Here is a 24642-nt window from a genome sequence, read left to right as displayed (position 1 = left end):
CGCCAGGTGGGACCGGAACGCGTCGGTGAACGCGGTGACGGCGGCGGCGAGCTGGACTTCGTGGCCGGGGAGGGCCCGGACGACGGCCGGCCTCGGGCCTGAACTGCCGGTCGCTCACGGGCCCACCACCGTGGTTCCGGGCAGAACCAGGCGGACGTCGATCTCCGGGGCGAGGCGAGCGACCGCGTCGGCGTAGTGCCGCGGGTCCCCGTCGCCCCGGCGGCCGCTGTGGAAGACGTGGTGGCGGGGCACCTCCAGGGCCGGCTCCAAGGCGGCCGTCAGCGCCTCGCCGAGGAGTACGAGCTCCTGCGCGACAGGGTTTCACGGGCCCTCGGGGACACCCGGCGTAGCTCCGCGGCTCCGGCCGGGGGTCACGACATCGAGTGAAGCCGGCCCGCCCGGCGCGCGTTGACCGGGGAAACCGGGGCCGCTCCCGGTTGACTGCGGATGATCTTGGTCCGGCGCGTGCCGGCTTCCCGTCTCGAAAGGACGACCGATGACGTTCGCCGTGCCCGAGCAGCTTCGCCGTGACCACGCACCCGGTCTGGACACCGTGCGTGCGGCCGTCACCGACATCGGGTCCGGGCGGCCGGTCATCGTGGTCGACGACGCGGAACGCGAGAACGAAGGCGACCTGATCATGGCCGCCGAGCACGCCACGCCGCACGCGCTCGCCTTCTACGTGCGGCACACCAGCGGCCTGATCTGCGCGCCGATGTCCGCGGCGGTCGCCGACCGGCTGCGCCTGCCGTTGATGGTGCAGGACAACGAAGACCCCGAAGGCACCGCGTACACGGTGTCGGTGGACGCGGCCGACGGCATCGAGTCGGGCATCTCCGCCGCGGACCGCGCCCGGACCCTGCGGCTGCTCGCCGGGCCCGCCACCACGGCCGGCATGCTGCGCCGGCCCGGGCACGTGTTCCCCCTGCGGGCGCGCGACGGCGGCCTCGCCGAGCGGCGCGGCCACACCGAGGCGGCGGTCGAGCTGATGCGGCTGTGCGGCCTGGTGCCGGTCGCGGTGATCAGCGAGGTGTGCAACGACGACGGCAGCGTCGCCCGGCTGCCCGAGCTGCGCGCCCTGGCCGACCGGCACTGGCTGAAGGTCGTGTCCGTCGAGCAGATCGCCGAGTTCGCCCTCCAGGCCGAGGCCGCTCGCTGATGGTGCTCGCCACCGTGGTCGACCTGGACGAGACCCTGGTCGACAGCTCGGCGTCGTGGCAACGCGTTCTCGGCGCCGTCGCGGCGCGCCACGGCGGCTCGTGGACCACGCGGGACTGGGCCGCGATCCAGGGAACCAGCACCGCCCATTGGAGCGCCTACGTCGCCCGGAAGTGCCCGGACCTGACGCCCGAGGCGGCCGTCGCCGAGTGCGTCGACGGCATGGTCGAAGCGATCCGTGACGGCCGGGTGGCCCTGCTGCCCGGCGCCGCGGAGCTCGGGACCACCGCGGCCGGGCTGGGGCCGGTCGGCTTGGTCTCGGCGTCGCCCCGGCGCTACGTGGAGGCCGCCGTCACGGCGTTCGCGTTCGCGCCGCACCTGCGCGTCACCGTGGCGGGGGAGGACGTCCGCCACGGCAAGCCGGCGCCGGACCCGTACCTGCTCGCCGCGCGGCGGCTCGGCGTGCGGCCGGAGGACTGCGTCGCGGTCGAGGACTCCGGCTCCGGGATCCGGTCCGCCCGCGCCGCCGGGATGACCGTGCTCGCCGTCCCGAACCCGGTCACCGCCCAGGACCTCGACACCCTGCGGCTCGCCGACCACCAGGCCACCGACGCCCGCATCGCCGCGAAGGTCCTCACCGCGGTGCTCGGCCCGCGCGGCTGAGCCGGCTACGGCGAGGGCGGGGTCACCGAAACCAGGTACTCCACGTCGGTGCCCGTGGTGTTCCGGTAGCGGTGGGGCTGGTTCGAGTCGAACGTGATCGACTCGCCCGCCACGACGTCGTGCGTGGCGCCGCCGATCTCGACCGCCAGCGTCCCGGCCACGACGTACGCGCACTCCGTGGAATCGTGCCCCCACGGCTCCTCGCTCGTGGCCGTGCCCGGCGGCAGGATCGCGCGGAGGACTTCGAGCCGGCCGTTGCCCGGGGTCAGCCGTTCGTAGCGGACGAGTCCCCGCGGGCCGGCCAGGGTCGAGCGCGTGCCGGGGCGGCTGACCCAGACCGCCGGGGGAGCGGAGTCGAACAGCGACGCCACCGACGCGCCGAACACCCCGGCCAAGCGCCGCAGCGTGGCCAGGCTCGGGTCGGTCACCCCGCGCTCGACCTGGCTGAGCAACGTCGCCGACAGGCCGGACCGGGCGGCCAGGTCGCGCAGGCTCAGCCCTTCGCGGGTCCGCAAGCGCTTCAGCTGGGACCCGATGTCCTGCACCGACACTGCACACCTCACCGGGATCACGTGTTGAATATCCAGTATCGCTGGCCTACAGTCCTACCACTGTGCAGTCAGGCTGCACAAAAGGGAGTGATCATGGCCTCGTCACGAGCGCACCGGTGGCTGCTCGTCCTGCCGTTCGTCTGGCAGGTCGGCCTCGTCCCGGTGGTCAACGACGTCCCGTACGCGCCGCTGCACATCCCGTTCCCGATGGTGTGGCAGCTGGCCGGCGTCGTGTTCACCAGCGTCGTCATCGCCGTCGTGTACCGACTCGACAAGCGCGCCGGCGTGACCGACGAGGACGCCTGATGACCCTCACGATCGCGCTCGTCATCGTCCTGGGCACGGTCGCCGGCGCGCTGGCGTTCGGCAGGCGCGCCACCGCCGACATGACGAACTGGGCGGTCGGCGGCCGCCGGTTCGGCACGCTGCTCTTCTGGTTCATGAACGCGGGCGAGGTGTACACGACCTTCGCGGTCCTGGGCATCTCCGGCTACGCGTGGGCGCTCGGCGCGCCCGCCTACCTCGCCTTCACCAGCGTCTCGCTCAGCTACGCCATCGGCTACTGGCTGATGCCCAAGATCTGGCGGGCCGGACGCCGGGACGACCTGCTCACCCAAGCCGACTTCTTCGCGAGCCACTACTCCGCGCGCTGGCTCGGCGTGGTCACCGCGGTCGTCGGCATCGCCGCCCTCGTGGTCTACGTGCAGATCCAGCTCGTCAGCCTCAGCCTGATCGTCCGGCTGACGCTGGGCGCCGCGGTCCCGCCCACGCTCGCCGTGGTCATCGGCGCCGTGCTGATGCTCGCCTTCGTGCTCCTGGCGGGCCTGCGGTCGGCGGCGTTTTCGGCCGGGGTCAAGGACGTGCTGATGGTCGTCGTGGTCGTCGTCCTGGCGGCCACCGCCGCCGGCAAGGTCGGCGCGGCGTCCCCGCTGGACATCTTCCGGCTCGCCGAGGAGCAGCACCCCGGCATCGGCCGGTTCCCCGGACTCGACCCGTCCTCGCCCACGACGTCGGTGTGGCTGATGACCTCGGCGCTGAACGTGGCGCTCGGCAACTGGGTCTTCCCGCACCTGTTCCAGGTGTCGTACTCGGCGAAGTCCGCGACGTCGATCCGGCGCAACGCCGTCTGGCAGCCCCTGTACTCGCTGGCCTACTTCTTCATCATCATGCTGGGGTTCGCCGCCCTCGTCGCGAACACCCGGCCCGAAGGCGGTGACCTCAACGGCGCCCTGCTGCAGTTCGTCGCCGACAAGTTCCCGGCCTGGCTGGTCGGCCTCGTCGCGGGGACTGCGTTCCTGCTCGCCCTCGCGCCCGGTTCGGTGCTGCTGCTGACCTCCGGCTCCCTGTTCGCGCGCAATATCGTCCGGCCGTTCCGGCCGGGGCTGTCGGACCGGGCCACCCTGCTGCTGTCCCGGGCGTCGATGGTGGTCTTCGCCGGGGTGGCCGTCTGGCTGACGATCGGGCAGCAGAAGTCCCTGGTCGACATCCTGCTGTCGGCGTACTCGGCGATCGGGATGCTGGCCCCCGGCGTCTTCCTGGCCTTCCTGTGGCGGCGGACGTCGGCGGTCGCGGTGCTGCTCGGCATCGCGGCGGGGTTCGTGGCGTTGCTCGCACCGTTCGCGAAGGACTTCTGGGCGGCGCGGCTGCCGGAATGGGAGCCGGGGCTGATCGCTTTGGCCGTGAACACCGTCGTGGTCGTCGTGGTGACCCTGGTGCGGCCGCGCCGGGAAGCCCCGGCCGAGGAAAGGGAAGCCGTTGCACACTGAGCTGTACGACCTGCGGGTCACCGTGGACCACATCGACGGCCGGTCGGTGTGCGGGATGGCGGTGGGGGATCACTTCGACCTCGTCGAGAGCTCGCACCTGAAGATCCCGGAGGGCAAGCACTTCTGCGTCTACGCGCTGCAGGCCGTGCTCCCGCTGCTGCCGGCGAAGCAGCGTGACCTGCCCGAGGGGGACTGGCTCGAGCGCGACAACCTCGTCGCCTGCCCCGACCCGGAGGAACGGCTCGTGATGCGGATCGAGCGCACCGGCCGGTGCCGGCTGGCCACCGGCGACCTGACGTGACCGAGTTCGGGCTGGCCTTCCAGAGTGACAAGCGCCCCGGCGACTACGCGCGGCTCGCGGCCGCCGCCGAGGAACACGGCTTCGACGTGCTCTCGGTGTTCGGCGACCTGACCTACCAGCCGCCGATCTTCCCGCTGCTGGAGATGGCCGCGGCGACGTCCCGCGTGCGGCTCGGGGCCGCGTGCTGGAACCCCTACACCCTGCACCCGTACGAGATCGCCGGCCAGGTCGCGGCCCTGGACCTGGCGTCGCGCGGGCGGGCCTACCTGGGGCTCGCGCGGGGCAGCTGGCTCGGTGACATCGGCGTCGGCCAGCCGCAACCGCTCACGCACCTGCGTGAGGCCGCGGGGTTCATCCGCGCGCTCCTGGCCGGTGAACCCTATGCGGGACAGGTGTTCCGCCTCGCCGCCCGGCTGAGCTACGCGCCCGAGCGCGCCGAGGTGCCGCTGCTGATCGGCACGTGGGGCGCCCGGACGGCGGCGCTCGCCGGGCAGCTCGGCGCCGCGGAGGTCAAGATCGGCGGCACCGCTAACCCGGCCATCGTCGGGGTGATGCGCGAGCGGATCGGCAACCCGGACGTCGGCGTCGTGGTCGGCGCGGTGACCGTCGTGGACGAAGACGGCGCGCGGGCGCGGGCCCTGGCCCGGACCGAGGTGGCCAAGTACCTGGCGGTCGTCGCCGGGCTCGACCCCACCCTGGACGTCCCCGAAGACCTGCTGCTGGCGGTGAAGACCAAGCTGGCGCAGGGGGACGAGGAAGGGGCGGGTGCGCTGGTCCCGCGGGACCTGCTGTCGCTGTTCGCCTTCGCGGGAACGCCGGACGAGGTGGCCGGGCAGGCACGGGCGCTCGTCAACGCCGGCGTGGACCGCATCGAGTTCGGCACGCCGCACGGGGTGGCGAACGACCACGGGGTCCGGCTGCTGGGCCGCGAAGTCCTGCCCGCCCTGCGGTGAGCGGGGCGCTCACTCGAAGAACTTGAGGCTCCAGCCGGTGTCGGTGGTCGCGCCCGGGACGTTGGCCCGGCGGTAAGTCGTCGATCCCCACCAGCAGAAGGTTCCGGTGTACCAGTAGCGGTTGGCCCACGAGTACGGCGTGCCCTTGGGGACGGCGTGGAACATCAGCGGGAACTTCGGCCCGGCGGGCGGGCTGGTCGCGATGTCGCCGTTCAGCAGGACGAAGCTGTGGCTGCCCGGCCCGTCGACGTGGAGCGTCGGGTCCCAGCCGGCCATCATCGTCTCGCGGTGGGAGCCGAAGAGGCAGCCGTTCGACTTGTACCAGTCCCAGACGTACGTCGGGTCGCCGCCGGCGCGCAGGCGGACCTCGGCGACGCAGTACTGGTCGCTCCAGCTGCCGTTGGCGGAGTAAGCGATGTGCAGCTGCCCGTTCGGGTCCTTGATCGGCACGGGAGCCTCGTTGATGAACGGGGTGCCCACCACGCGTTCCCAGCTTTCCCGCGGCTGGGAGATGACGTACCGCGCGCCGGTCGGGGTCGTCGGGGTGGTCATCCGGGCGAGGTAGAGGTTCTGCTCGACGTTGGTGTCCCCGGCCCAGCCCGACCAGACGAACCACCGCTGCCCGCCGAAGGTGAACATCGTGCCGTCGATGGCCCACTTGCCGTCGGGCAGCGCGAGTTGGGTCTCGGCGGTGTAGCCGCTGTCGGCGACGGCCGAGCTGATCACGTACATCCGGTGCGCCGCACCGGTTCCGGCCGAAAAGTAGACGTAGAACCGGCCGCCGTCGACGACGATCTCCGGTGCCCACACCTCGCCGAGGCCGCGGCTGTCCGACCAGATCCGCCGGGCGGGCGCGCTCGCCAAGCCGTCGGGCGAGGTGGCCTGGCGCGCGACGATCCCGCCCCCGGACGACTGCACGGCGACGTAGGTGGAGCCGACCCGGAGCACGCCGGGATCGGCCGCCCGCAGAGTGGTCTGCCCGGCCGCCGCGGTACCGGCGGCGACGAGCAGGAACACGGCTGCGCAGATCAGGAACCGGAAGAGCTTCATGACCACATCCCTCGTCCGAGCGGGACCGAGCGCAGGATCACCCGTGATCGGGTCCGTGCGGTAGAGCCGCGAGTCCTTGCTCGATCCAGTTCGGGCGAAATTGGTCTGAACCGGTGAGGGCTCGGTCGCCGGCTCACCGGCCCGGCGCCGATTGAGGTGCGCCGCCTCCCGCCGCTGCGTTGAAACGTAGAAACCGGACGTGACAGCCAGGCGTTGACTTCGACGTCAAACCGATAGTAGCGTCACCGCGCGAGACATTGAAACCTTTCATTCAGAGACTGAGGTGAGCGCGTGAAGGTCGCCGTGCTCGTCACCTGCATCAACGACTCGCTCTTCCCGGACACGGGCAAGGCGGTGTTCCGGCTGCTGCGCCGCCTCGGCGTGGACGCGGACTTCCCCGAGGCCCAGACCTGCTGCGGCCAGCCGATGGTCAACACCGGCTACCTCGACGAGGCCGTACCCGTGGTGCGCGCCTTCGCGCAGGCGTTCGCGGGCTACGACTACATCGTCACGCCGTCGGGTTCCTGCGCGGGCTCGGCGCGCCACCAGCACGGTCTGGTCGCGCGAAGGGCCGGCGATCCCCGGCTGGCCGAGGCCGGTCCGAAGGTCTACGAGCTGAGCGAGTTCCTCGTCGACGTGCTCGGCGTGACCGACGTGGACGCCTACTTCCCGCACCGCGTCACCTACCACCCGACCTGCCATTCGCTGCGCATGCTCGGCGTCGGCGACAAGCCGCTGCGGCTGCTGCGCGAAGTGCGCGGGCTCGACCTCGTCGAGCTGCCCGCCGCCGACGAATGCTGCGGCTTCGGCGGCACCTTCGCGGTCAAGAACGCGGACACGTCCACCGCGATGGGCGCGGACAAGGCCCGGCACGTCCGGGACACCGGCGCGGAGGTGCTCGTCGCGGGCGACAACTCGTGCCTGCTGCACATCGGCGGCCTGCTGTCGCGGCAGCGGTCCGGCGTCCGCGTGCTGCACCTGGCCGACGTGCTGGCTTCGACCGAGGAGGACGCGTGAGCGCCACGTTCGTCGGCATGCCGGCGTTCCCGGCGGCGGCCCGGGAAGCGCTCGCCGACACGCAGCTGCGCCGCAACCTCGCCCACGCCACCGGCACGATCCGCGCCAAGCGCGCGGCCGTCGTCGGCGAGGTGGCCGAATGGGAGGAGCTGCGCCTGGCGGGCGCGGCGATCAAGGACGACACCCTGCGCCACCTCGACGAGCACCTGCTGACGCTCGAAGCCGCCCTGCAGGCCAGGGGCGCGACCGTGCACTGGGCGCGCGACGCCCGGGAGGCCTGCGCCATCGTCGCCGGCATCGCGCGCGACCACGGCGTCGACGAGGTCGTCAAGGTCAAGTCGATGGCGACGCAGGAGATCGGGCTCAACGAGGCCCTCGCCGAACACGGCGTCACCGCCTGGGAGACCGACCTCGCCGAGCTCATCGTGCAGCTCGGCGACGACCTGCCCAGCCACATCCTGGTGCCGGCGATCCACCGCAACCGCGCGGAGATCCGGGAGATCTTCCGCCGCGAGATGAGCGCGGCGGGCCGTCCCGCGCCCGACGGGCTCACCGACGACCCGGCCGAGCTCGCCGGCGCGGCCCGGCTGCACCTGCGGGAGAAGTTCTTGCGGGCGAAGATGGCCGTCTCGGGCGCGAACTTCGCCGTCGCCGAGAGCGGCACGCTCGTGGTCGTCGAATCCGAGGGCAACGGCCGCATGTGCCTGACGCTGCCCGAGGTGCTCGTTTCGGTCGTGGGCATCGAAAAGGTCGTGCCGACGTGGACCGACCTCGACGTGTTCCTCCAGCTCCTGCCGCGTTCAAGCACGGGGGAGCGGATGAACCCGTATACCTCGACGTGGTCGGGCGTCACCCCCGGCGACGGGCCGCAAGAGATGCACGTCGTGCTGCTCGACAACGGCCGCACCCGCGCGCTCGCCGACGAGGTCGGCCGGCAGGCGCTGCGCTGCATCCGCTGCTCGGCGTGCCTGAACGTCTGCCCGGTCTACGAGCGCACCGGCGGGCACGCCTACGGCTCGGTCTACCCCGGGCCGATCGGCGCGATCCTCAACCCGCTGCTCAAGGGGGTCGGCGTCGACGAGCAGACCGACTCCCTCCCGTACGCGTCCAGTCTCTGCGGCGCGTGCTTCGAGGCCTGCCCGGTGCTCATCGACATCCCCGAGGTTCTGGTGCACCTGCGCGCCCAGGTCGTCGACGCGCATCGCGGCGGAGCGCCGAAACCCGAGGCGGTGGCGATGAAATCGGCGTCGTGGGTGCTGTCCGACGCCCGGCGGCTCGGCCTGGCCGAACGCGGGCTGGGCCTCGCGAACCGGGCCTTGACCCGGTTCGGCCGGCGCGTGCTGCCCGGTGGCCGGCGCGGGGTGGCCCGCCTGCCCTGGCCCGGTTCGGTGTGGACGAACGCCCGTGACCTGCCGGCCCCGCCGCGGGAGTCGTTCCGCGCTTGGTGGCGGCGGGAAGGACGGCGATGAGCGCGCGCGAGGAGATCCTGGCCGCGGTTCGCGGTGCGCTGCGGGACGCGGACCGGACGGAGGCGGCGGTCCCGCGCGGCTACCGGTCCGTCGCGGCCGCGGACGTCGTCGAGCTCTTCGCCGAGCGCGTGGTGGACTACCGCGCGGCCCTCACCCGCTGCACCACCGCCGAGCTGCCCGGCGCCGTCCGCGCCGCGCTGGGGTCCGCGCGGAAAGTCCTGGTACCCGAGGGGTTTCCGGTCGAGATCGGCGGCACGGCCGCGGCGGAAGCCGGGACGACGGCGGAGCTGGCCGCGTTCGACGCCGTCGTCACCACGGCCGCGCTGGGCATCGCGACCACCGGCACCCTGGTGCTCGACCACGGGCCCGGGCAGGGCCGGCGCGCGCTGAGCCTGGTGCCGGACGTCCACGTGTGCGTGCTGCGCGAGGACCAGATCGTCGCCGGCGTCCCGCAGGCCGTGGCCGCCCTCGACCCGGCGCGCCCGCAGACGTGGATCAGCGGGCCGAGCGCCACCAGCGACATCGAGCTGACCCGGGTGGAAGGCGTGCACGGGCCCAGAACCCTGCACGTCATCGTCGTCGCAGGGTGAGCTCGGGGGTTCAGCCGAGCGCCTGGGCGATGGCGGCCGCGAAGGCGTCCACGTCGGCCTCCGTCGTGTCGAACGAGCACATCCAGCGGACCTCGCCGGTGCGCTCGTCCCAGGTGCTGAAGCGATAGCGCTTCCGCAGCCGCTCGGCGGCGTCGCGGGGCAGGACGGCGAAGACGGCGTTGACCTGGACCGGCTGGACGATCTCGACCCCGGGAAGCCGGGCCACGGCAGCCGCCAGCCGGGTGGCCATCGCGTTCGCGTGGCGGGCGTTGCGCAGCCACAGGTCGTCGTCCAGCAGCGCGACGAGCTGCGCCGACGCGTACCGCATCTTGGAGGCCAGCTGCAGCGCGGCTTTGCGCAGGTACGGCACGCCGCGCACCGCGGACGGGTCGAGCACCACGATCGCCTCGCCGAACATCAGGCCGTTTTTCGTGCCGCCGAACGAGAGCACGTCGACCCCGGCGTCGGTGGTGAACGCGCGTGGCGGCAGGCCGAGCGCGGCGGCCGCGTTGGCCAGCCGGGCGCCGTCCACGTGCAGCCGCATGCCGCGGTCGTGCGCCAGTGCGCCGATCGCCGCGATCTCGCCCGGCGTGTAGAGGGTGCCGTGCTCGGTGCTCTGGGTGATCGAGACGACGGCGGGCTGGGCGTGGTGCTGGTCGCCGAAGCCCCAGGCGTACCGGTCGAGCAGCGCCGGGGTCAGCTTGCCGTCCGGGGTGGGCACCGGGATCAGCTTCAGCCCGGCCACCTTCTCGGGTGCCCCGCACTCGTCGACGTTGATGTGCGCGGACTCCGGGCAGACCACTGCGCTCCACCGGTCGCTCATCGCCTGCAGCCCGATCACGTTGGCGCCGCTGCCGGTGAAGACCGGGTAGACCTCGGCGCGGTCGCCGAAGTGCGCCTTGACCAGCTCGCGCAGCCGGGCGGTGTGGACGTCCGCGCCGTAGGCGGGCTGGTGGCCGTGGTTGGCGGCGGCCAGCGCCGCCATGACCTCCGGGTGCACGGGAGCGTTGTTGTCGCTGGCGAACCCGCGCTCGGCGCCGGTCTCGTCGTTCGGTGCGGGCACGATCATGCCTTGATCCTGGCGGCCGGTGGGCGTTCCGGACAGGGGAGCGCCCGCGCGGGTGAACAACCTCACCGGCCGCCGGCGCGTCCTCTGGTCATGATCACGACGACGCACGTCCTGTCCCGGGTCACCGCGCTGCTCGCGGTGGCCGGCGCCGCGCTGGTGGTCGTGGCCGCTCCGGCCAGTGCCGCCGACGACCAGGTGGTGACCCGGGTGAGCGCGGCCGGCCGGGCCGCCGCGCTGGCCCATTGGACGCCGGAGCGGATGCGGCAGTGGGTGGGCGGCGACTCGCTGCCGCCGGCCGAGAAGATCGGCCGGGAGTGGGACGGGCCGGTGCCGGCGGGCGTCGGACGGCTGTTCTTCACCGCCGAACCCGGCGTCGACGAGTCCTGCACCGCGACCGTGGTCCCCAGCTCCAGCAGGGACGTCGCCCTCACCGCCGGGCACTGCGTCAACGGCGGGCTGGACCGGTTCGACAACCCGATCAAGATCGTCAACGTCGTGTTCGTCCCGGGCTACGACCACGGGAAGGCGCCGCTCGGCGTGTTCCCGGTCCGGGCCTTCGCCTGGTCGAGCACCTATTCGGGGCCCACGAGCGGGACGGACGACGACGCGGTGCTCGCCCTCGACCCGGTCGGCGGCCACCACGTCGCCGACGTCGCGGGCACCCAGGACCTCTCGTTCGGGCGGCCACCGTCCCCTGTGGACACGACCCTGCTCGGCTACCCGGTCTCCCGGGCCGCGGGCGGTGAGGCGTTGTTCTCCTGCGCCCGGCCCGCCACCCTCGAGGTCAACTCGGTCACCACGACCTGGAACACGGACTGCGACCTGGCCGGCGGCTCCAGCGGCGGCCCGTGGCTGCGGAACTTCGATCCCGCCACGGGCAAGGGAACCCTCTTCAGCGTGACGAGCCGGGGCACGATGACCGAGGACGGCGTGACCACGGACCTGAGCGGCGCCGCGTTCACCGATCCCGTGCGGAAGCTTTATGAGCGAGCAGGGGAACTCTGAGCAGTTCGGCCGGTGGCGGGCCGGGGTGCACGATGCCGAGGCTGCGGGTGGCCCTGGTCATGGCGACGTACAGGTCGTTGCGGCCGCGTGGTGCTTCGAGGATCGCGCCCGGGTCGGCGATGAGGACCGCGTCGAACTCCAGACCCTTGGCCTGGCCGGGGGTGAGGACGACCACTCGCTCGGTCAGATTCGGGTCGGCGGTGGGGGACAGCGTGCCGGCCAGGGTTTCCGGGGCGATGATCGCGAGCCGGCCGGTGGTGTGCGCCGCGGCGAGATCGGCGACGACGCCGGGTAGGGCGGCTCGGGTGGTCTCGACGCGCCACGGCGTCTCGCCGGTCGAGCGGACCGACCGGGGCGGCGTCAGCCCGGGGTGCAGGCCGGCGGTGGCGGCCATGATCTCGGCGGGCGTGCGGTAGTTGACGCTGAGCTCGACGAGGTGCCGGCGGTCTCCGACGCGGTCCCACGACGAAGCGCCGCCCGCGTTCCCGGTCTGGGCGAGGTCCCCGACGATCGTCATCGACCGCGTGGGACACCGGCGCACCAGCATCCGCCAGTCCATTTCGGACAGTTCCTGGGCCTCGTCGACGACCACGTGCCCGAACACCGCGGGGCCGGTGCCGTGGCCGAGCAGGGCGGCGGCTTCGTCCAGCAATGGGACGTCCGCGGCGCTCCAGCCGTCCCGCTCGCCGAGGAGGTCCGCGACCACCTGCTCCGGCGTCAGGGGCGGCCACAGCGCGTCGAGGGCGGCCTGGACGAGCGGGTCGGCGAGCAGGGACTGCCGCAGCCCCGCCCGGGCGGTCTCGTCCAGCATGGTCCGTGGTTCGTCGTGGACGTCGTCGCCGAGCACGACCCCCGCGGCGGCCAGCGCGCGCAGGTCGGCCTCGCCGAGCCGGCCGTCCGAGCTGCCGCCGTCGATCGCCTCGCCGGTATCGGTGAGCACGACCGCCTCCAGGTCTTCGACCAGGCGCCGCGCGAGCACGTCCACGACCTGCCGCTGGAACACCAGCCTGGCCTGGTTGTGCGGGAGCCGGGTCCGCCGGGCCTCGGCCACGGCGTGGTCGCACGTGCGTGCGTCGAGGCGCAGCACCTGCCGCTCGAACTCGATGCCGACCGGACCCTCCGGGGTCCGGACCCGCGCCCGTACCGCGTCCGCCAGCCGGCCGGCCATGACCGCCCGGCCCTTGTCCGCCGCGGCCCCGGGCGGGTCCGCCCGGCTGACCTCGGTGCCCGGCCGCAGGTCGGCGAGGGTCGCCGTGACGACGCTGTGCTCGCCGAGACCGGGGAGCACCTGGCCGATGTAGTCGAGGAACAACCGGCTGGGCCCCACGACCAGGACGCCCCGGGTGCGCAGGTGCGGACGGGTGTAGAGCAGGTAGGCGACCCGGTGCAGGGCGACGGCGGTCTTGCCCGTGCCGGGGCCGCCCTGCACCACCAGCACCCCGCTGGTCTCGTGCCGGATGATCCGGTCCTGTTCGGCCTGCAGCGTGGTGACGATGTCGTGCATCCGCCCGGTGCGCTCCGCGGTCACCGCCGCCAGCAGCGCCGCGTCCCCGACGAGAGCGCCGTCGTCGGCGTCGTCCGCCGTCAGCAGCTCGTCGTCCAGCGCGACGACCGTGCGGCCGCGCGTGGTGATGCGCCGCCGTCGCCGTACGCCCTCAGGTGCGGCCGCCGTCGCGGTGTAGAACGCCCGGGCCACCGGGACGCGCCAGTCCACCAGCAACGGCTCCCCGTCGTCCTCGCGGAACAGGCCCAGCCTGCCGACGTAGACGCGCCCGCCGTCGTGCAGGTCCAGCCGTCCGAAGCACAAGCCCGGCTCCACCGAGTCGAGCCGGGCCACCTCCGCCTGCCAGACGGCCGCAGCCTCCCGATCTCCGTCGGCACGTCGCGCGGCCGCTGTCTCACGCAGGGCGTCCACGCGGGCGTAGAGGCCCGCGACGTAGTCCCGCTCGGTTTCGAGCTCACGATCGATGTCTCCGCCGGGCACAGCCGGTCTCCCCCCGGGTCGGCGAGCAGTGCCGTCGAGGGTGCCCCGCGAAACCGGGGAAGAACAGTCTTGTTCTTCGCGCCTAGGCGGACGTCAGGTCTTCGGGCGGGACCCACAACGGTGCGCTGTCCGCGTGCTCGGGGTGCAGCCAGCCCCGCTGTTCCGCGGTCTCCCGCGCGATCCGCAGGTAGGCCTGGACGGTTTCCGGTTGCTCGCCGTCCCGCCAGGCCAGCGACCACGAATAGACGGGTTGCAGCTCCCGGGGCCGGTGGACGGGGAGGCCGCGGTCGGCGTAGCGACGGGCGTAGCTGTCGAATTCGAGCAAGTACGCGCTGTCCCGCGTGCGGCTGACGGCGGCGTGGCAGTTGTCGAACGTGCCGGGGTTGCCCAGCCAGCGCAGGGCGACGCCGGTGTGCTGTTCCCAGGAGCTCAGGTACCGGCCGTGCACGTTGTACAACGCCGTGCCGGGGCCGTCGGCGAAGACCTCGAGGGGCCGCTCGTGCACGGACGCGGACGTCCGCTGCGGGTCACCGGGCCTGCCGACCAGCCAGAACGGCTCGAGCCGGAGCAGGGCGTGCCGCCACCCGGCCGGGTACTCGGCCTTGAGGGTCGTGGTGACGCGGAGGATCGCGACGTCGAGGTGGTCTTCGAGCAGCGCGGTGAGCTGACGGGCGCTGTCCATCTGGCTCTGGACGAGCCGGACACCGGGATGGGCGGCGAGGAACGCGTCGGCGACGACCCGGCTGGTGTCCAGTTCGAAGATGTGGGCGATCCGCAGGTGGTCCGGTGCGGGCTCGCGCAGCATGTGGTCGGCGGTGGCCAGCAGCTGCCGGGCGAGGTGCAGGAACCGTTCGCCGCGCGGGGTCAGCGCGACGTGCCGGCTGTCGCGCACCAGCAGCGGCGCGCCGACATCGGCTTCGAGCTTGCGGATCTGCTTGGACAGCGCCGGCTGGCTGATGAAGAGCTTGGCGGCGGCCCGCCCGAAGTGCAGTTCGTCGGCGACCGTGACGAAGTACCGCACCAGCCTGAGATCGAGGTCCATGCGGGCCTTCCGGCGCGAAGGGAGTGGGGCAGTGCGCCAACGATGCCACCACGGTTATCGATGCGCACCCACCAGGTCTTGGACGCCGGTGCCGCGGGTCGTGTTGGCTTCGGGAAAGCTCCCCGATCTGGAGGATCCATGGCCGACCCCGGCACCCCCGTCGTGTTCATCCACGGTCTGTGGCTGCACGCCACCTCGTGGCACCCCTGGATCGACCACTTCCGGGCGGCCGGGTACGCGCCGATCGCGCCCGGCTGGCCGCACGAGCCCGAGACCGTCGAGCAGGCCCGGGAAAACCCCGAAGCCGTCGCGGACATCGGGATCGACGACGCCACCGAGCACTTCGCCTCGATCATCGCGGGCCTCGAGCGGCCCCCGGTGCTCATCGGCCACTCCTTCGGCGGCCTGATCACCGAAAAGCTGCTCGGACAGGGCATCGGCCTGGCCGGTGTCGCCATCGACCCCGCCCAGATCAAGGGGGTCCTGCCCCTGCCGCTGGCGCAGCTGCGCGCGGGTCTGCCGGCGCTGGGCAACCCCGCCAACCTCCACCGGGCCGTTTCGCTGACCGAGAAGGAGTTCCGGTTCGGCTTCGGCAACGCGCTGACCGACGAGGAGTCGGCGGAGCTGTTCGGGCGCTGGACGATCCCGTCGCCGGCCCGGCCGCTGTTCCAGGCCGCGGCGGCCAACTTCGTGCTGCATTCGCAGGCGAAGGTCGACACGCACCGCGAGGACCGCGGCCCGCTCCTGCTGGTCTCCGGCACCGCGGACCACACCGTCCCGGACGTCGTCACCCGGTCGACGCTCAAGCAGTACCGGGACTCCGCCGCCGTCACCGAGCTGAAGCAGTTCGAGGGCCGGGGCCACTCGCTCACCGTCGACAGCGGCTGGCGCGACGTCGCCGACGCCGTGCTCGGCTGGCTGCGCGAGCACGGGATCTGAGCGGATGGACCTCGGATTGGACGGGGCCGTCGCCGTCGTCACCGGTGCCAGCCGGGGCATCGGCCTGGCCGTCACCGAAGCCCTCGTCGCCGAGGGGGTCCACGTCGTGGCCGGCGCCCGCGACCCCGGGCCGGACCTGGACGCCCTCGCCCGGGCCGGGAAGGCGCACACCCTGGCCGTGGACCTCGGCACCGCCGACGGCCCGGGCCGGCTCGTGGAGCTGGCCCTGGCCGAGCTGGGGCGGATCGACATCCTGGTCAACAACGTCGGCGCCGTCACGCCGAGGCCGAACGGCTTCCTGCTGGTCACCGACGACGAGTGGACGCGGTCGCTGACCTTGAACCTGCTCAGCGCGATCCGGGCCACGCGTGCGGTGCTGCCGACGATGGTGACGGCCGGCCACGGCAGCATCGTCACGATCGCTTCGATCAACGCGAACCTGCCCGACCCCGGCGTCATCGACTACAGCGCGGCGAAAGCGGCCCTGGTCAACTTCACGAAGTCGGTGTCGAAGGAGTTCGGCCCGCACGGGATCCGCGCCAACGCGATCAACCCGGGCCCGGTCGCGACGGACCTGTGGCTCGGCAGCGGCGGCGTCGCCGAGACCATCGCCGCCACCACCGGGACGAATGCCGGGTCCGTCGCCGAGGAAGCCGCCACCCACGCCGTCACCGGCCGCTTCACCCGGCCCGCCGAGGTCGCGAACCTCGTGGCGTTCCTGGCGAGTGACCGAGTGGCCGGCAACATCACGGGCGCCACCCTCGCCCTCGACGGCGGCTACAGCACCGAGACGCACTAGGCGGTGCCATGAACGACCCTTTCACCTCGTCCGACGAGGTGAAAGGGTCGTTCATGACGTCCGGGCGGCCTGACGGCACGCCACGTCTCGAACACCACCCGAGTCCGAAGGGGGACAAGGCACAGCATGACTTCCACCCGGCAAGACGGCGACACCTGGGACCTGGCGTCCAGCGTCGGCGCGACCGCCACCATGGCCGCGGCGGTCCGGGCGATCGCGACCCGCGCGGACCGTTCGCTCATCGACGACCCGTTCGCCGAGCCGCTCGTCCGGGCGGTCGGCGTCGAGCTGCTCACCCGGCTGGCGACCGGGGAGCTGCCGCCCGGTGAGCTGGTCGGGCAGGTGGCGATCGACGGGGCCAAGGTGCGCACCAAGTTCTACGACGAGTTCTTCCTCGACGCGGCGAACGCGGGGATCGCGCAGGTCGTGATCCTGGCCTCGGGGCTGGATTCCCGCGCGTACCGGCTGCCCTGGCCGGCCGGGACCGTCGTGTACGAGGTGGACCAGCCGCCGGTCGTCGAGTTCAAGACCCGCACCCTGGCCGAGCTGGGCGCCGAGCCCACCGCCGACCGGCGGGTGGCCGCGGTCGACCTGCGCGACGACTGGCCCGCCGCGCTGCGGGCCGCCGGGTTCGACCCGGCCCGGCCGACCGCGTGGAGCGCCGAAGGCCTGCTCGGCTACCTGCCGCCCGAGGCGCAGGACCGCCTGCTGGACACGATCACCGAGCTCAGCGCGCCGGGAAGCCGGGTGGCCACCGAAAGCCGCCCGAACCCGCGGCCGGGCGAGGAGGAGAAGACGAAGGAAAGCCTGGCCCGCATCTCCGAACGCTGGCGCGAGCACAGTTTCGTCACCGACATGGCGAAGCTGCGGTACTTCGGTGAGCGCAACGAAGCGGCTCCCTACCTGACCGGCCTCGGCTGGGCGCTGACCGGAGCCACCACCCGGGAACTGCTCGCCGCCCACGGCTTGCTGCCCCTGGCGGACGACGGCCTGCGCATGGGCGACCTGCGCTACGTCAGCGGTGTTCTGGACAAGACGAAGTAGGCGCTGTCACAGGAATTGCTTCGCCGGTGTCTTGAGGCCGTCCGGTCACGACACGTGAGGAGCAAGCCCGTGGAAACCCGCCTCGACCTGATGAACAACGAGATCGGCACCCGGTTCGGCAAGCGGTTCGCGAACCTGGGGCAGGTGATCGAACGGTCGCCGCTGCCGAAGCCGACCCAGGAGCTGGTCAGCCTGCGGGCCAGCCAGATCAACGGGTGCGGCTGGTGCGTCGACCTGCACACCAAGGAAGCCGCGGCGGCCGGGGAGACGGTGGTCCGGCTCAGTCTCGTCGCCGTGTGGCGCGAGTCGACGGTGTTCACCGAGGCGGAGCGGGCCGCGCTGGCACTGGCCGAGGAGGGCACCCGGCTCGCGGACGCCCAGGAGGGTGTGTCCGACGAGACCTGGGCCCGGGTGCGCGAGCACTACGACGACGACCAGGTCACCGCGTTGGTCGCCCTGGTCGCGATGATCAACGCGGCCAACCGGCTCGCCGTGATCGTGCACCAGAGGGGTGGTGCCTACGTGGCCGGGATGTTCGCCGCGTTCACCGAACGGGAGTGAGCACGCCGGAGGCGCCCGGCGGGTCCGTCGGGCGCCTCCGAACCGGCTAGCGGCCCGAGAAGTTCACGTCGCTGCAGAAGTAGTACGACTGGTCGAGGTGGCTCGCCTGCCAGATGGTGTAGACGACGTGCCGTCCCGTCCGGGTGCCCGCGTCGACGGCGATCTGGTACTGGCCGGCGGGGGCGATGCGGCCGGACTGGGCGACCAGCTCGAGCGCGCCCCAGCTCAGCGGCTGGGTGGCGGGGTCGAAGCCCTGCCGGGTGACGTACACCAGCAGGTAGTCCGCGCCGTGGCGGGCCTGGTCGGTGATCGTGAGCGTGAACCGGTTGTCCTTGTTCGCCGGCTGCCAGGCGCCGACGGTGTCCAGCGCGTTGTACCGGGGGCTCTGCGTGCGGCCGCCGCTGCACAGCGTCCCGTCGGGGATGGCGGCCTGGTGGTTGCCCGCGACCCCTTCGCGGTAGAGCCCGTTCCAGTTCCACATCGCGTTCGGGTCGGCTTGCCAGGCCTGCCAGCACATCGGGTCCTGCGTCGCCATGGCCGGGTTCTGGAAGTCGCTGCCCCAGCGGTTCCAGCAGCCGTAGTTGCGCGACGGCGGATCGGTGGCGGAGCCGTGCGCCTCGGCGACGCCGGTGAGCGCGCCGCCCAGGAGCACGGCGGCCACGGCGGTCACCGCCAGGGAGAGCGAGGTCGTGCGGGGGCGAATCCGTCGGGGAACCACTCTGTCCTCCTTGATCGCGAAGATCGGCGAAGCTCGGCGTGGTGGGAGCGCTCCCAATTTCGCGCCGACCCTACGCCCGGCAAGCGGCGATGGCCAGAAACAAACCGTCGGGACGGCGATGTGGTGTCCGGGTTTCCGGTGCGGTGCCGCACTGAACGGCTCCTGAACAGCCGACGGAACCGGGCCGGCGCCCCCTGATCGGTCCCGCTGAGGGGAACGCACCGTGAGCGCGTCGCCGTGCCGGCTGCTCCGCCCGGGCGGACTTCGCCTTGACGTACGGATCGCGCCCTGGCTACCGTCGCGAACACCGGAACCTCCCGCGATCGCGGCCTGAAGGGCGGAAACCCAGTCATGACAGCGATCCACCACGTGGCGGTCGTCGTCGACGATATCGACCAGTCGGTCGGCTTCTACACGCGGGCGCTCGGTTTCCGGCTCTCCGCCGGCCGCCCCGGCACCCTCGGACCCGGTGCCTGGCTGGACGTCGGCGACCAGCAGCTGCACCTCATCGAAGGAACGCCGGGACCCTCGCGGGGCCAGCACTTCGCGGTGCTCGTGGACGACCTGGACGCGGAGGTCCGGCGGCTGCGCGCCGCCGGGTTCGACGTCAGCGACCCCGTCCCCGTCGGCGCCGCCCGCCAGTCGTTCCTCTCGGACCCCTCGGGCAACGCGATCGAGCTCCACGAAAAGTAGCCCGCCTCAGGGCAGTCCGAGGTGCTCCCGCAGGGTCGTGCCTTCGTACTCCGTCCGGTAGACGCCCCGGTCCTGCAGCTCCGGGACCAGCCGGTCGACGACGTCGTCCAGCGCGGCCGGCACCAGGTGCGGGCTGAGGTTGAACCCGTCCACCGCCCGCGTGCGCACGTACCTCGCCCATTCGTCGGCGACCTGGCCCGGCGTGCCGACGAAGCCGTGCTGACGGGGCTGGACCTCGAGGACGAGCTGGTGGATCGAGAGGTTCTTCGCCTCGGCGAGCTCCCGCCACCGGCGGATCCGGTCGAGCTTGCCCGTCCGGTCCGCGATCGAGATCGTCCCGCGTGACGGGTCGAGTTCCCCTTCGATGGGCTCGACGTCCGGCAGTGGGCCGTGCGGGTCGTACGCCGACAGGTCCTGCCCCCAGTACTGCTCGAGGAACGCCAGCGCGCGCTGGGGCGTGATCTGCCGGCGCCGGATGTCTTCGGCGCGCTCGGCCGCGTCGGCCGGGGTGTCACCCAGGACGACGGTCGCGCCGGGCAGGATCCGCACCGCGTCGGCGGGACGGCCGTGCCGCGCCAGCCGGGCGCGCAGGTCGTCGGCGTAGGCGACGGCTTTGTCGTAGCCGGTGTTCGCGGAGAAGACGACGTCCGCGTACTTCGCCGCCAGCTCGCGACCGCCGGGGGAGTCCCCGGCCTGGAACAGCACCGGCCGGCCCTGGGGGCTCGGCGGCACCGTCTGCGTCGCGCGCAGGCTCACCAGGTCGGTGTGCCGGGCCACCAGCCCGGTGCCGGACCACAGCGCCAGCGCGGCTTCCACGAACTGCTCGGCTCGCTCGTAACGGCGATCGTGGGCCAGCCAGCCGCCGCGCCGGAAGTTCGCGCCCGTCCAGGCGTTGTCGGTGGTGACGATGTTCCAGCCCGCCCGGCCGCCGGACAGGAAGTCCAAAGAGGACAGCCGGCGGGCGAGGTCGGCGGGGAAGTTGTACGTGGTGTTCTGCGTGGCGACCAGCCCGATCCGGGTCGTGGCCCCGGCCAGCGCGCTCAGCTGGGTGATCGCGTCCGGGCGGCCGGCGACGTCGAGGGCGTGCACGCGGCCGCGGTTCTCCCGCACCCGCAGGCCTTCGCCGAGGAAGAAGGCGTCGAACAGGCCGCGTTCCAGCGTCCGCGCGACCGAGACGTAGGTCTCGATCTCGGTGTGCGGCGCGTTCGACGGGTCGTCCCACAGGAACTGCGGGCCGACGCCGGTGTAGAACACGCCCAGGTGCAGCCGCGCGGTCATGCGGCACCGCCGGCCGCCGCGAAAAGGCTTTCCGGGCGGGCGAGACCGAGTGAACCGCGCAGGGTGGCGCCCGGTGCCGGCGAGACCAGCAGGCCTTCGGTGCGCAGCGCCGGCAGCACCTCACCGGCCAGCACCGGCAGGTCGGTGGCGAGGTCCGCCGGGTGCAGCCGGACGCCGTCGACGCTGGTGGCGAGCCAGCCCAGCAGCTCGGTCAGCCCGAGCGCGGATCCGGTGTAGCGCAGGCGATCGCCGGGCGGCCGGCCTCGGGTACCCGGGGGCTCGCCGGCGCCGAGCCGGACCTCGACCTCGGCGAAGACCAGCGGGGCACCGGTGTCGCGGGCGCGCCGGGCGCGGTTGCGGACGTCGTCGAGGCCGGCGCCGCCGACGAGCACCACGTCCGGGCGGGCGGCTTCGGCCAGCGAGTCCGGGGCCAGCACGACCGGCCTGCCCTGGGGCGGCCGCGGCGTGATGAGCGGGCCCTTGACCGAGAACCGCGTGCCGCTGAAGTCGACGTGGTGCACCTTGTCCGGGTCGAGGTACCGCCCGGTGGCGACGTCCTTGATGACGGCGTCGTCGTCCCAGGAGTCCCACAGCCGCCGCACGACTTCGACGACCTCGGCGACTTCGTGGTGCAGCGCGTCCGGGTCGAGCCGCGACCCGCCGATGGTGGCCAGCGCCTCGGCCGAGTCGTCGGCGCCGACGACCCAGGCGGCGCGCCCGTGCGAAGCGTGGTCGAGGCTCGCCAGCTGCGCGGCCAGGTGGAACGGCTCGGCCGTGGTGACGTTCGCGGTCGGCGCGAGCCCGATCCGGTCGGTCAGCGTCGAAACGTAGGCGGCGCGGGTGGTTGCCTCGATCCGCGGGCCGCCGGCCGGTGCGTCGTCGAAGGTGACGAACGTGAAGCCGCCGCGTTCGGCCGCGGTGACGACGTCGGCGACCGCGCCGTCCCCGTCGAGCTCCACCGCGACGTGCAGGCTGCGAGAAGTCATGGCTCCACAGCTATCCGGTGCCCGGGCGTCGCGCACCTGCTTTCAGGATGTGGACGCCCTGGGCCGGCGGCCCCGGGGCGCCGAGAATGTCCTGACGGCGGAAGGAGTGCACGATGAAGCGGTTGATCCAGTCGCTCGCGCGGGCGTTCACCGGCTTCGGGTGGGTGCTGGTGCCGCCGGTCCCGCCGTTCGAACCCGGCCTGGCCGTGCCGGTCCCGCGGCCCCCGGCCGACACACCGACGGTGCCGTTGTCACACCGGGAACGGGAAGAGTTCCGGCGGATCGTCGGCTGAGAAGTCCTCAAAGGACTCAGGTCAGCGTCACCGGTGCCGAGCCTTCGAAGCGGTAACCGATCCCGCGGACCGTCGTGATCGGGTCCAGGTGCGGCGCCAGCTTGGCCCGCAGCTTGCGCACGTGGACGTCGACGGTCCGGTCGTTGCCGTCCTGCCGCGGCCACAGCGCGGTCTTCAGCGCGGCGCGGGTGAAGACGCGGTCGGGGTGCGCGCGGAGGTAGCGCAGCAGGTCGAACTCCAGCCGGGTCAGCTCGAGGTGCCGGCCGAGCAGGATCACCCGCCGGGAGCCGGTTTCGATGCGCAGGAGCGCGTCCGGGACGAGCGTCAGGTGGGGCCCGGCCGGGACGACGTCGACGCTCGCCAGGCCGTCGAGCGCGGTCGCCAGCCGCGCGGCGACGAGCGCGGCGTCGCCGGCCGGGCCGGTGAGGTCGATCCGGATGGTCAGGTCGAGCACCCCGGGTCGTTCCGGCTGGATCGTCATGGCCGCGATTGTCGGTGCCGCCCGCGGAGATGCGAAGCCCGTCCGGCGGGTGGAACGGCTTGACGTGCTGTGTGTTCCGAGATTCCCGGGAACCGTACGCGGTGGCCAGCCGACCTTTCTTCCGGAGCGGCGGGTGTCGCGGACGGGAAGGGAGCTCGATGTCGATCGACCAGAGCGACGAGCGCACGGCCGAGCCGGTGGCGGCGGAGCCCCGGCTCACGTGGGCGGCGATCCGGCCGCTGGTGCTGCGCCTGCACTTCTACGCCGGGGTGTTCATCGCGCCGTTCCTGCTGGTCGCCGCGGTGACGGGACTGGCCTACGTCTGGACGCCGCAGCTGGAGCAGGCCGTCTACGACCACGAGCTGCACGTCCCGGCGGCGCCCGGGGCCGTCCCGCTGGAGCAGCAGACCGCGGTCGCGCGGGCCGCCGTGCCCGACGGGACCGTGACCGGGATCCGGCCCGGCCCCACGTCGACCGACTCGACGCAGGTGATCTTCACCCGGCCCGGGCTCGAGCCCAGCTACCACCGGACGGTCTTCGTCGACCCGCACACCGGGGTCGTGCGCGGGCAGCTGGAGACGTACGGCTCGGGGCAGGCGATGCCGGTGCGCGGCTGGGTCGACACCCTGCACCGCAGCCTGCACCTGGGCGACTTCGGCCGGTGGTACAGCGAACTCGCGGCCAGCTGGCTCTGGGTGGTCGTGCTGGCCGGGGTCGCGCTGTGGCTGGGCAAGCGGAAGTCGTCGCGGAGCCGGCGAGGGCGGCTCCTGTCGTGGCACCGCACGACGGGCTTGGTCATCGCGGCCGGGTTGCTGTTCCTGTCGGCCACCGGGCTGACGTGGTCCGAGCACGCGGGCGCGAGCATCAGCGAACTGCGTTCCCAGCTGGACTGGACGACGCCGTCGGTGTCCACCGCGGTTCCGGCTTCGGCGGCGCAAGGGGATGTCGGGATCGACGCCGTGCGCGCGGCGACCTTGCGGGCGGGCTTGGCGGACCCGGTGGAGATCCGCCCGCCGGCCGCGCCGGGGAAGGCCTATGTCGTGCAACAGGTCGGCCGCGGCTGGCCGACGAAGGCGGACTCGATGGCCGTCGAACCGGCGTCCGGGCGGATCACGGACACGCTGCCGTTCGCGGACTACTCGCCGGCGGCGAAGCTGACGAAGTGGGGGATCGACGCGCACATGGGTCTGCTGTTCGGGGTCGCCAACCAGATCCTGCTGACGGCGCTGGCGCTCGGGCTGGTCGCGGTGATCGTCTGGGGCTACCGGATGTGGTGGCTGCGAAAGCCGACCCGCGGCGAGGCGCGCGCCGGACGTCCGCCGTCGCGCGGAACCTGGCGGCGGATCCCGGGCCGGGTGCTCGCGCCGGTGCTCGTGGTGACCGCGGTGGTGGGCTACTACCTGCCGGTGTTCGGCTTGTCCCTGCTGGGTTTCCTCGTCGTGGACCTGATCATCGGGGCTCGTCGTCCGGAGGTGGCGTCGTGATCGAAGCGACGGGGTTGCGGTGGATCCTGACGATCGTGTTCGCGGCGACCGGGTTCTTCTGTCTTTACCGGTGTTTCCGGCAGGGGCCGGTGACGAGCCGGTTCGGTGACGTGCTGCACGCGGCGATGTGCGTGGCCATGGTGGCGATGGCGTGGCCGGCCACGATGGCGTTCGCCCGCTTGCCGCAGCTGGCGCTGTTCGGGTTCGCGGCGGTGTGGTTCGCGGTGGCGACGGCCCGGGGCGCGGCCCACGGCAGCCGGTGGCATCCCGCCTTCCACGCCGTGATGATGGCGGCGATGGCGTGGATGGTGTTCGCCATGCCCCGCGCGATGGTGGGCAGCGGGGCGGCGTCGACCATGGACATGCCGGGTATGGAGGGCATGGCGATGGCGTTGCCGTCGGCCGGGGGAGGAGTGCCGGCCGACGTGGTGGTGGTCGCGCTGGTGCTGGCGATCGCGTTCTGCTGGGCGGGCGTGGCGTTCCTCGCCCGGGCGATCGACGGGGTACGGGCGGCCGCGCCGCCGGTCCGGACGGCCGGGTGGGGTGCCGACGCCCTGATGGGCCTCGGCACCACGGTGATGCTGCTCGCGATGCTGTGATGCTCGAGACCTGACCCGGTGTCGCGAATGAGTCATTCGGGGCGTGCGGTGTCCCGAATGACTCATGTGGACATCCGCGTCGGGTCGCCGAGCTTCGGCACCTGGGACGCCGTCAAGCTCGACGCGGACCGGTTCAACGCCGCCTACCT

General features: G+C 72.8%; 28 protein-coding genes. 18 read left to right on the top strand and 10 right to left on the bottom strand.

The features are described from left to right. Positions 1-114: 114 nt before the first annotated feature. Positions 115-270, bottom strand: a complete 156-nt coding sequence (locus AB0C38_RS47535; RefSeq protein ID WP_360687632.1) for a hypothetical protein — start codon at positions 268-270, stop codon at positions 115-117. Positions 271-496: 226 nt separating this feature from the next. On the opposite strand from AB0C38_RS47535, the gene ribB reads away from it, so the two are divergent. After that, complete coding sequence (ribB, locus tag AB0C38_RS47530; protein WP_360687629.1) at positions 497-1159, top strand: 3,4-dihydroxy-2-butanone-4-phosphate synthase; 663 nt, start codon at positions 497-499, stop codon at positions 1157-1159. Further along, positions 1159-1821 (top strand): HAD family phosphatase, encoded by a 663-nt coding sequence (locus AB0C38_RS47525; RefSeq protein WP_360687626.1) that lies wholly within the window; start codon positions 1159-1161, stop codon positions 1819-1821. The genes ribB and AB0C38_RS47525 overlap by 1 nt, the downstream gene beginning before the upstream one ends. Positions 1822-1826: 5 nt before the next feature. Here the strand turns inward: AB0C38_RS47525 and AB0C38_RS47520 are convergent, their stop codons facing one another. Further along, the gene (locus AB0C38_RS47520; RefSeq protein WP_360687623.1) at positions 1827-2372 is read right to left on the bottom strand and encodes a cupin domain-containing protein; all 546 of its coding nucleotides are present in this window, start codon (positions 2370-2372) and stop codon (positions 1827-1829) included. A 93-nt stretch (positions 2373-2465) separates the two neighbouring features. On the opposite strand from AB0C38_RS47520, the gene AB0C38_RS47515 reads away from it, so the two are divergent. Genes AB0C38_RS47515 through AB0C38_RS47500 form a run of 4 tightly spaced genes read left to right on the top strand, consistent with a single transcriptional unit; the run spans position 2466 to position 5392 of the window. Next, positions 2466-2678, top strand: a complete 213-nt coding sequence (locus AB0C38_RS47515) for a DUF3311 domain-containing protein (RefSeq protein WP_360687620.1) — start codon at positions 2466-2468, stop codon at positions 2676-2678. Further along, the gene (locus AB0C38_RS47510; RefSeq protein ID WP_360687617.1) at positions 2678-4138 is read left to right on the top strand and encodes a sodium:solute symporter family protein; all 1461 of its coding nucleotides are present in this window, start codon (positions 2678-2680) and stop codon (positions 4136-4138) included. The genes AB0C38_RS47515 and AB0C38_RS47510 overlap by 1 nt, the downstream gene beginning before the upstream one ends. Then, a complete protein-coding gene (locus tag AB0C38_RS47505) occupies positions 4128-4439 on the top strand; it encodes a TIGR04076 family protein (protein ID WP_360687614.1) in 312 nt (103 codons plus the stop codon). Before AB0C38_RS47510 ends, AB0C38_RS47505 begins: the two co-directional genes overlap by 11 nt. Further along, a complete protein-coding gene (locus AB0C38_RS47500) occupies positions 4436-5392 on the top strand; it encodes an LLM class flavin-dependent oxidoreductase (protein WP_360687611.1) in 957 nt (318 codons plus the stop codon). Before AB0C38_RS47505 ends, AB0C38_RS47500 begins: the two co-directional genes overlap by 4 nt. Positions 5393-5401: 9 nt before the next feature. Here AB0C38_RS47500 and AB0C38_RS47495 read toward each other — a convergent pair whose 3' ends face one another. Beyond that, positions 5402-6442: a glycoside hydrolase family 43 protein gene (locus AB0C38_RS47495; protein WP_360687608.1), complete on the bottom strand. Its 1041-nt coding sequence runs from the start codon at positions 6440-6442 to the stop codon at positions 5402-5404. 291 nt (positions 6443-6733) lie between these two features. Between AB0C38_RS47495 and AB0C38_RS47490 the strand changes: the two genes are divergently transcribed. From AB0C38_RS47490 to AB0C38_RS47480, 3 genes are read left to right on the top strand one after another with little or no spacing between them, the layout of a single operon-like run. Then, entirely contained in the window at positions 6734-7459 is a 726-nt protein-coding gene (locus AB0C38_RS47490) for a (Fe-S)-binding protein (protein ID WP_360687605.1), read from the top strand. A gap of 17 nt (positions 7460-7476) precedes the next feature. After that, positions 7477-8928, top strand: coding sequence for a lactate utilization protein B (locus AB0C38_RS47485; RefSeq protein WP_360687658.1), 1452 nt, complete (start codon positions 7477-7479; stop codon positions 8926-8928). After that, positions 8925-9518, top strand: coding sequence for an LUD domain-containing protein (locus AB0C38_RS47480; protein ID WP_360687602.1), 594 nt, complete (start codon positions 8925-8927; stop codon positions 9516-9518). The genes AB0C38_RS47485 and AB0C38_RS47480 overlap by 4 nt, the downstream gene beginning before the upstream one ends. Positions 9519-9528: 10 nt before the next feature. On the opposite strand, the gene AB0C38_RS47475 is transcribed toward AB0C38_RS47480, so the two are convergent. Next, a complete protein-coding gene (locus tag AB0C38_RS47475; protein WP_360687599.1) occupies positions 9529-10587 on the bottom strand; it encodes a beta-eliminating lyase-related protein in 1059 nt (352 codons plus the stop codon). Between the two features lie 90 nt (positions 10588-10677). Here AB0C38_RS47475 and AB0C38_RS47470 point away from each other — a divergent pair, with 90 nt between their 5' ends. Next, on the top strand, positions 10678-11592 hold the full coding sequence (locus AB0C38_RS47470; protein WP_360687596.1) for a hypothetical protein: 915 nt from the start codon (positions 10678-10680) through the stop codon (positions 11590-11592). Here AB0C38_RS47470 and AB0C38_RS47465 read toward each other — a convergent pair. After that, the gene (locus AB0C38_RS47465) at positions 11546-13576 is read right to left on the bottom strand and encodes a UvrD-helicase domain-containing protein (RefSeq protein WP_360687593.1); all 2031 of its coding nucleotides are present in this window, start codon (positions 13574-13576) and stop codon (positions 11546-11548) included. The genes AB0C38_RS47470 and AB0C38_RS47465 overlap by 47 nt on opposite strands. An 82-nt stretch (positions 13577-13658) precedes the next feature. Then, on the bottom strand, positions 13659-14618 hold the full coding sequence (locus AB0C38_RS47460) for a LysR family transcriptional regulator (protein ID WP_360687590.1): 960 nt from the start codon (positions 14616-14618) through the stop codon (positions 13659-13661). Between the two features lie 138 nt (positions 14619-14756). On the opposite strand from AB0C38_RS47460, the gene AB0C38_RS47455 reads away from it, so the two are divergent. The 4 genes from AB0C38_RS47455 (at position 14757) to AB0C38_RS47440 (ending at position 17961) form a co-directional block, all read left to right on the top strand. Further along, complete coding sequence (locus AB0C38_RS47455) at positions 14757-15557, top strand: alpha/beta fold hydrolase (RefSeq protein ID WP_360687587.1); 801 nt, start codon at positions 14757-14759, stop codon at positions 15555-15557. 4 nt (positions 15558-15561) lie between these two features. Next, entirely contained in the window at positions 15562-16356 is a 795-nt protein-coding gene (locus tag AB0C38_RS47450; RefSeq protein ID WP_360687583.1) for an SDR family oxidoreductase, read from the top strand. Positions 16357-16482: 126 nt separating this feature from the next. After that, positions 16483-17400, top strand: a complete 918-nt coding sequence (locus tag AB0C38_RS47445) for a class I SAM-dependent methyltransferase (RefSeq protein WP_360687580.1) — start codon at positions 16483-16485, stop codon at positions 17398-17400. A 69-nt stretch (positions 17401-17469) separates the two neighbouring features. Continuing rightward, entirely contained in the window at positions 17470-17961 is a 492-nt protein-coding gene (locus AB0C38_RS47440) for a carboxymuconolactone decarboxylase family protein (protein ID WP_360687577.1), read from the top strand. 46 nt (positions 17962-18007) lie between these two features. Here the strand turns inward: AB0C38_RS47440 and AB0C38_RS47435 are convergent, their stop codons facing one another. Then, positions 18008-18679, bottom strand: a complete 672-nt coding sequence (locus AB0C38_RS47435) for a lytic polysaccharide monooxygenase auxiliary activity family 9 protein (protein ID WP_360687574.1) — start codon at positions 18677-18679, stop codon at positions 18008-18010. A 351-nt stretch (positions 18680-19030) separates the two neighbouring features. On the opposite strand from AB0C38_RS47435, the gene AB0C38_RS47430 reads away from it, so the two are divergent. Then, positions 19031-19372: a VOC family protein gene (locus AB0C38_RS47430; RefSeq protein WP_360687571.1), complete on the top strand. Its 342-nt coding sequence runs from the start codon at positions 19031-19033 to the stop codon at positions 19370-19372. Positions 19373-19378: 6 nt separating this feature from the next. Here the strand turns inward: AB0C38_RS47430 and AB0C38_RS47425 are convergent, their stop codons facing one another. Together AB0C38_RS47425 and AB0C38_RS47420 are read right to left on the bottom strand one after the other, a co-directional pair. After that, on the bottom strand, positions 19379-20650 hold the full coding sequence (locus tag AB0C38_RS47425) for an LLM class flavin-dependent oxidoreductase (RefSeq protein ID WP_360687568.1): 1272 nt from the start codon (positions 20648-20650) through the stop codon (positions 19379-19381). Then, positions 20647-21636 (bottom strand): LLM class flavin-dependent oxidoreductase, encoded by a 990-nt coding sequence (locus AB0C38_RS47420; protein WP_360687565.1) that lies wholly within the window; start codon positions 21634-21636, stop codon positions 20647-20649. Before AB0C38_RS47420 ends, AB0C38_RS47425 begins: the two co-directional genes overlap by 4 nt. Positions 21637-21749: 113 nt before the next feature. On the opposite strand from AB0C38_RS47420, the gene AB0C38_RS47415 reads away from it, so the two are divergent. Continuing rightward, entirely contained in the window at positions 21750-21929 is a 180-nt protein-coding gene (locus AB0C38_RS47415) for a hypothetical protein (RefSeq protein WP_360687562.1), read from the top strand. Between the two features lie 16 nt (positions 21930-21945). Here the strand turns inward: AB0C38_RS47415 and AB0C38_RS47410 are convergent, their stop codons facing one another. Then, the gene (locus tag AB0C38_RS47410) at positions 21946-22410 is read right to left on the bottom strand and encodes a winged helix-turn-helix domain-containing protein (RefSeq protein ID WP_360687559.1); all 465 of its coding nucleotides are present in this window, start codon (positions 22408-22410) and stop codon (positions 21946-21948) included. A 158-nt stretch (positions 22411-22568) separates the two neighbouring features. Here AB0C38_RS47410 and AB0C38_RS47405 point away from each other — a divergent pair, with 158 nt between their 5' ends. Beyond that, positions 22569-23894, top strand: a complete 1326-nt coding sequence (locus tag AB0C38_RS47405) for a PepSY-associated TM helix domain-containing protein (RefSeq protein ID WP_360687556.1) — start codon at positions 22569-22571, stop codon at positions 23892-23894. Continuing rightward, entirely contained in the window at positions 23891-24493 is a 603-nt protein-coding gene (locus AB0C38_RS47400) for a DUF5134 domain-containing protein (protein ID WP_360687553.1), read from the top strand. The genes AB0C38_RS47405 and AB0C38_RS47400 overlap by 4 nt, the downstream gene beginning before the upstream one ends. The last annotated feature ends 149 nt before the right edge of the window (positions 24494-24642 follow it).

It is taken from the genome of Amycolatopsis sp. NPDC048633 (genome assembly GCF_040650695.1).
Taxonomy (GTDB): Bacteria; Actinomycetota; Actinomycetes; order Mycobacteriales; family Pseudonocardiaceae; genus Amycolatopsis.
The sequence above is the reverse complement of the archived record's forward strand: the minus strand, read 5'-3'. Positions and strand labels throughout refer to the sequence as shown.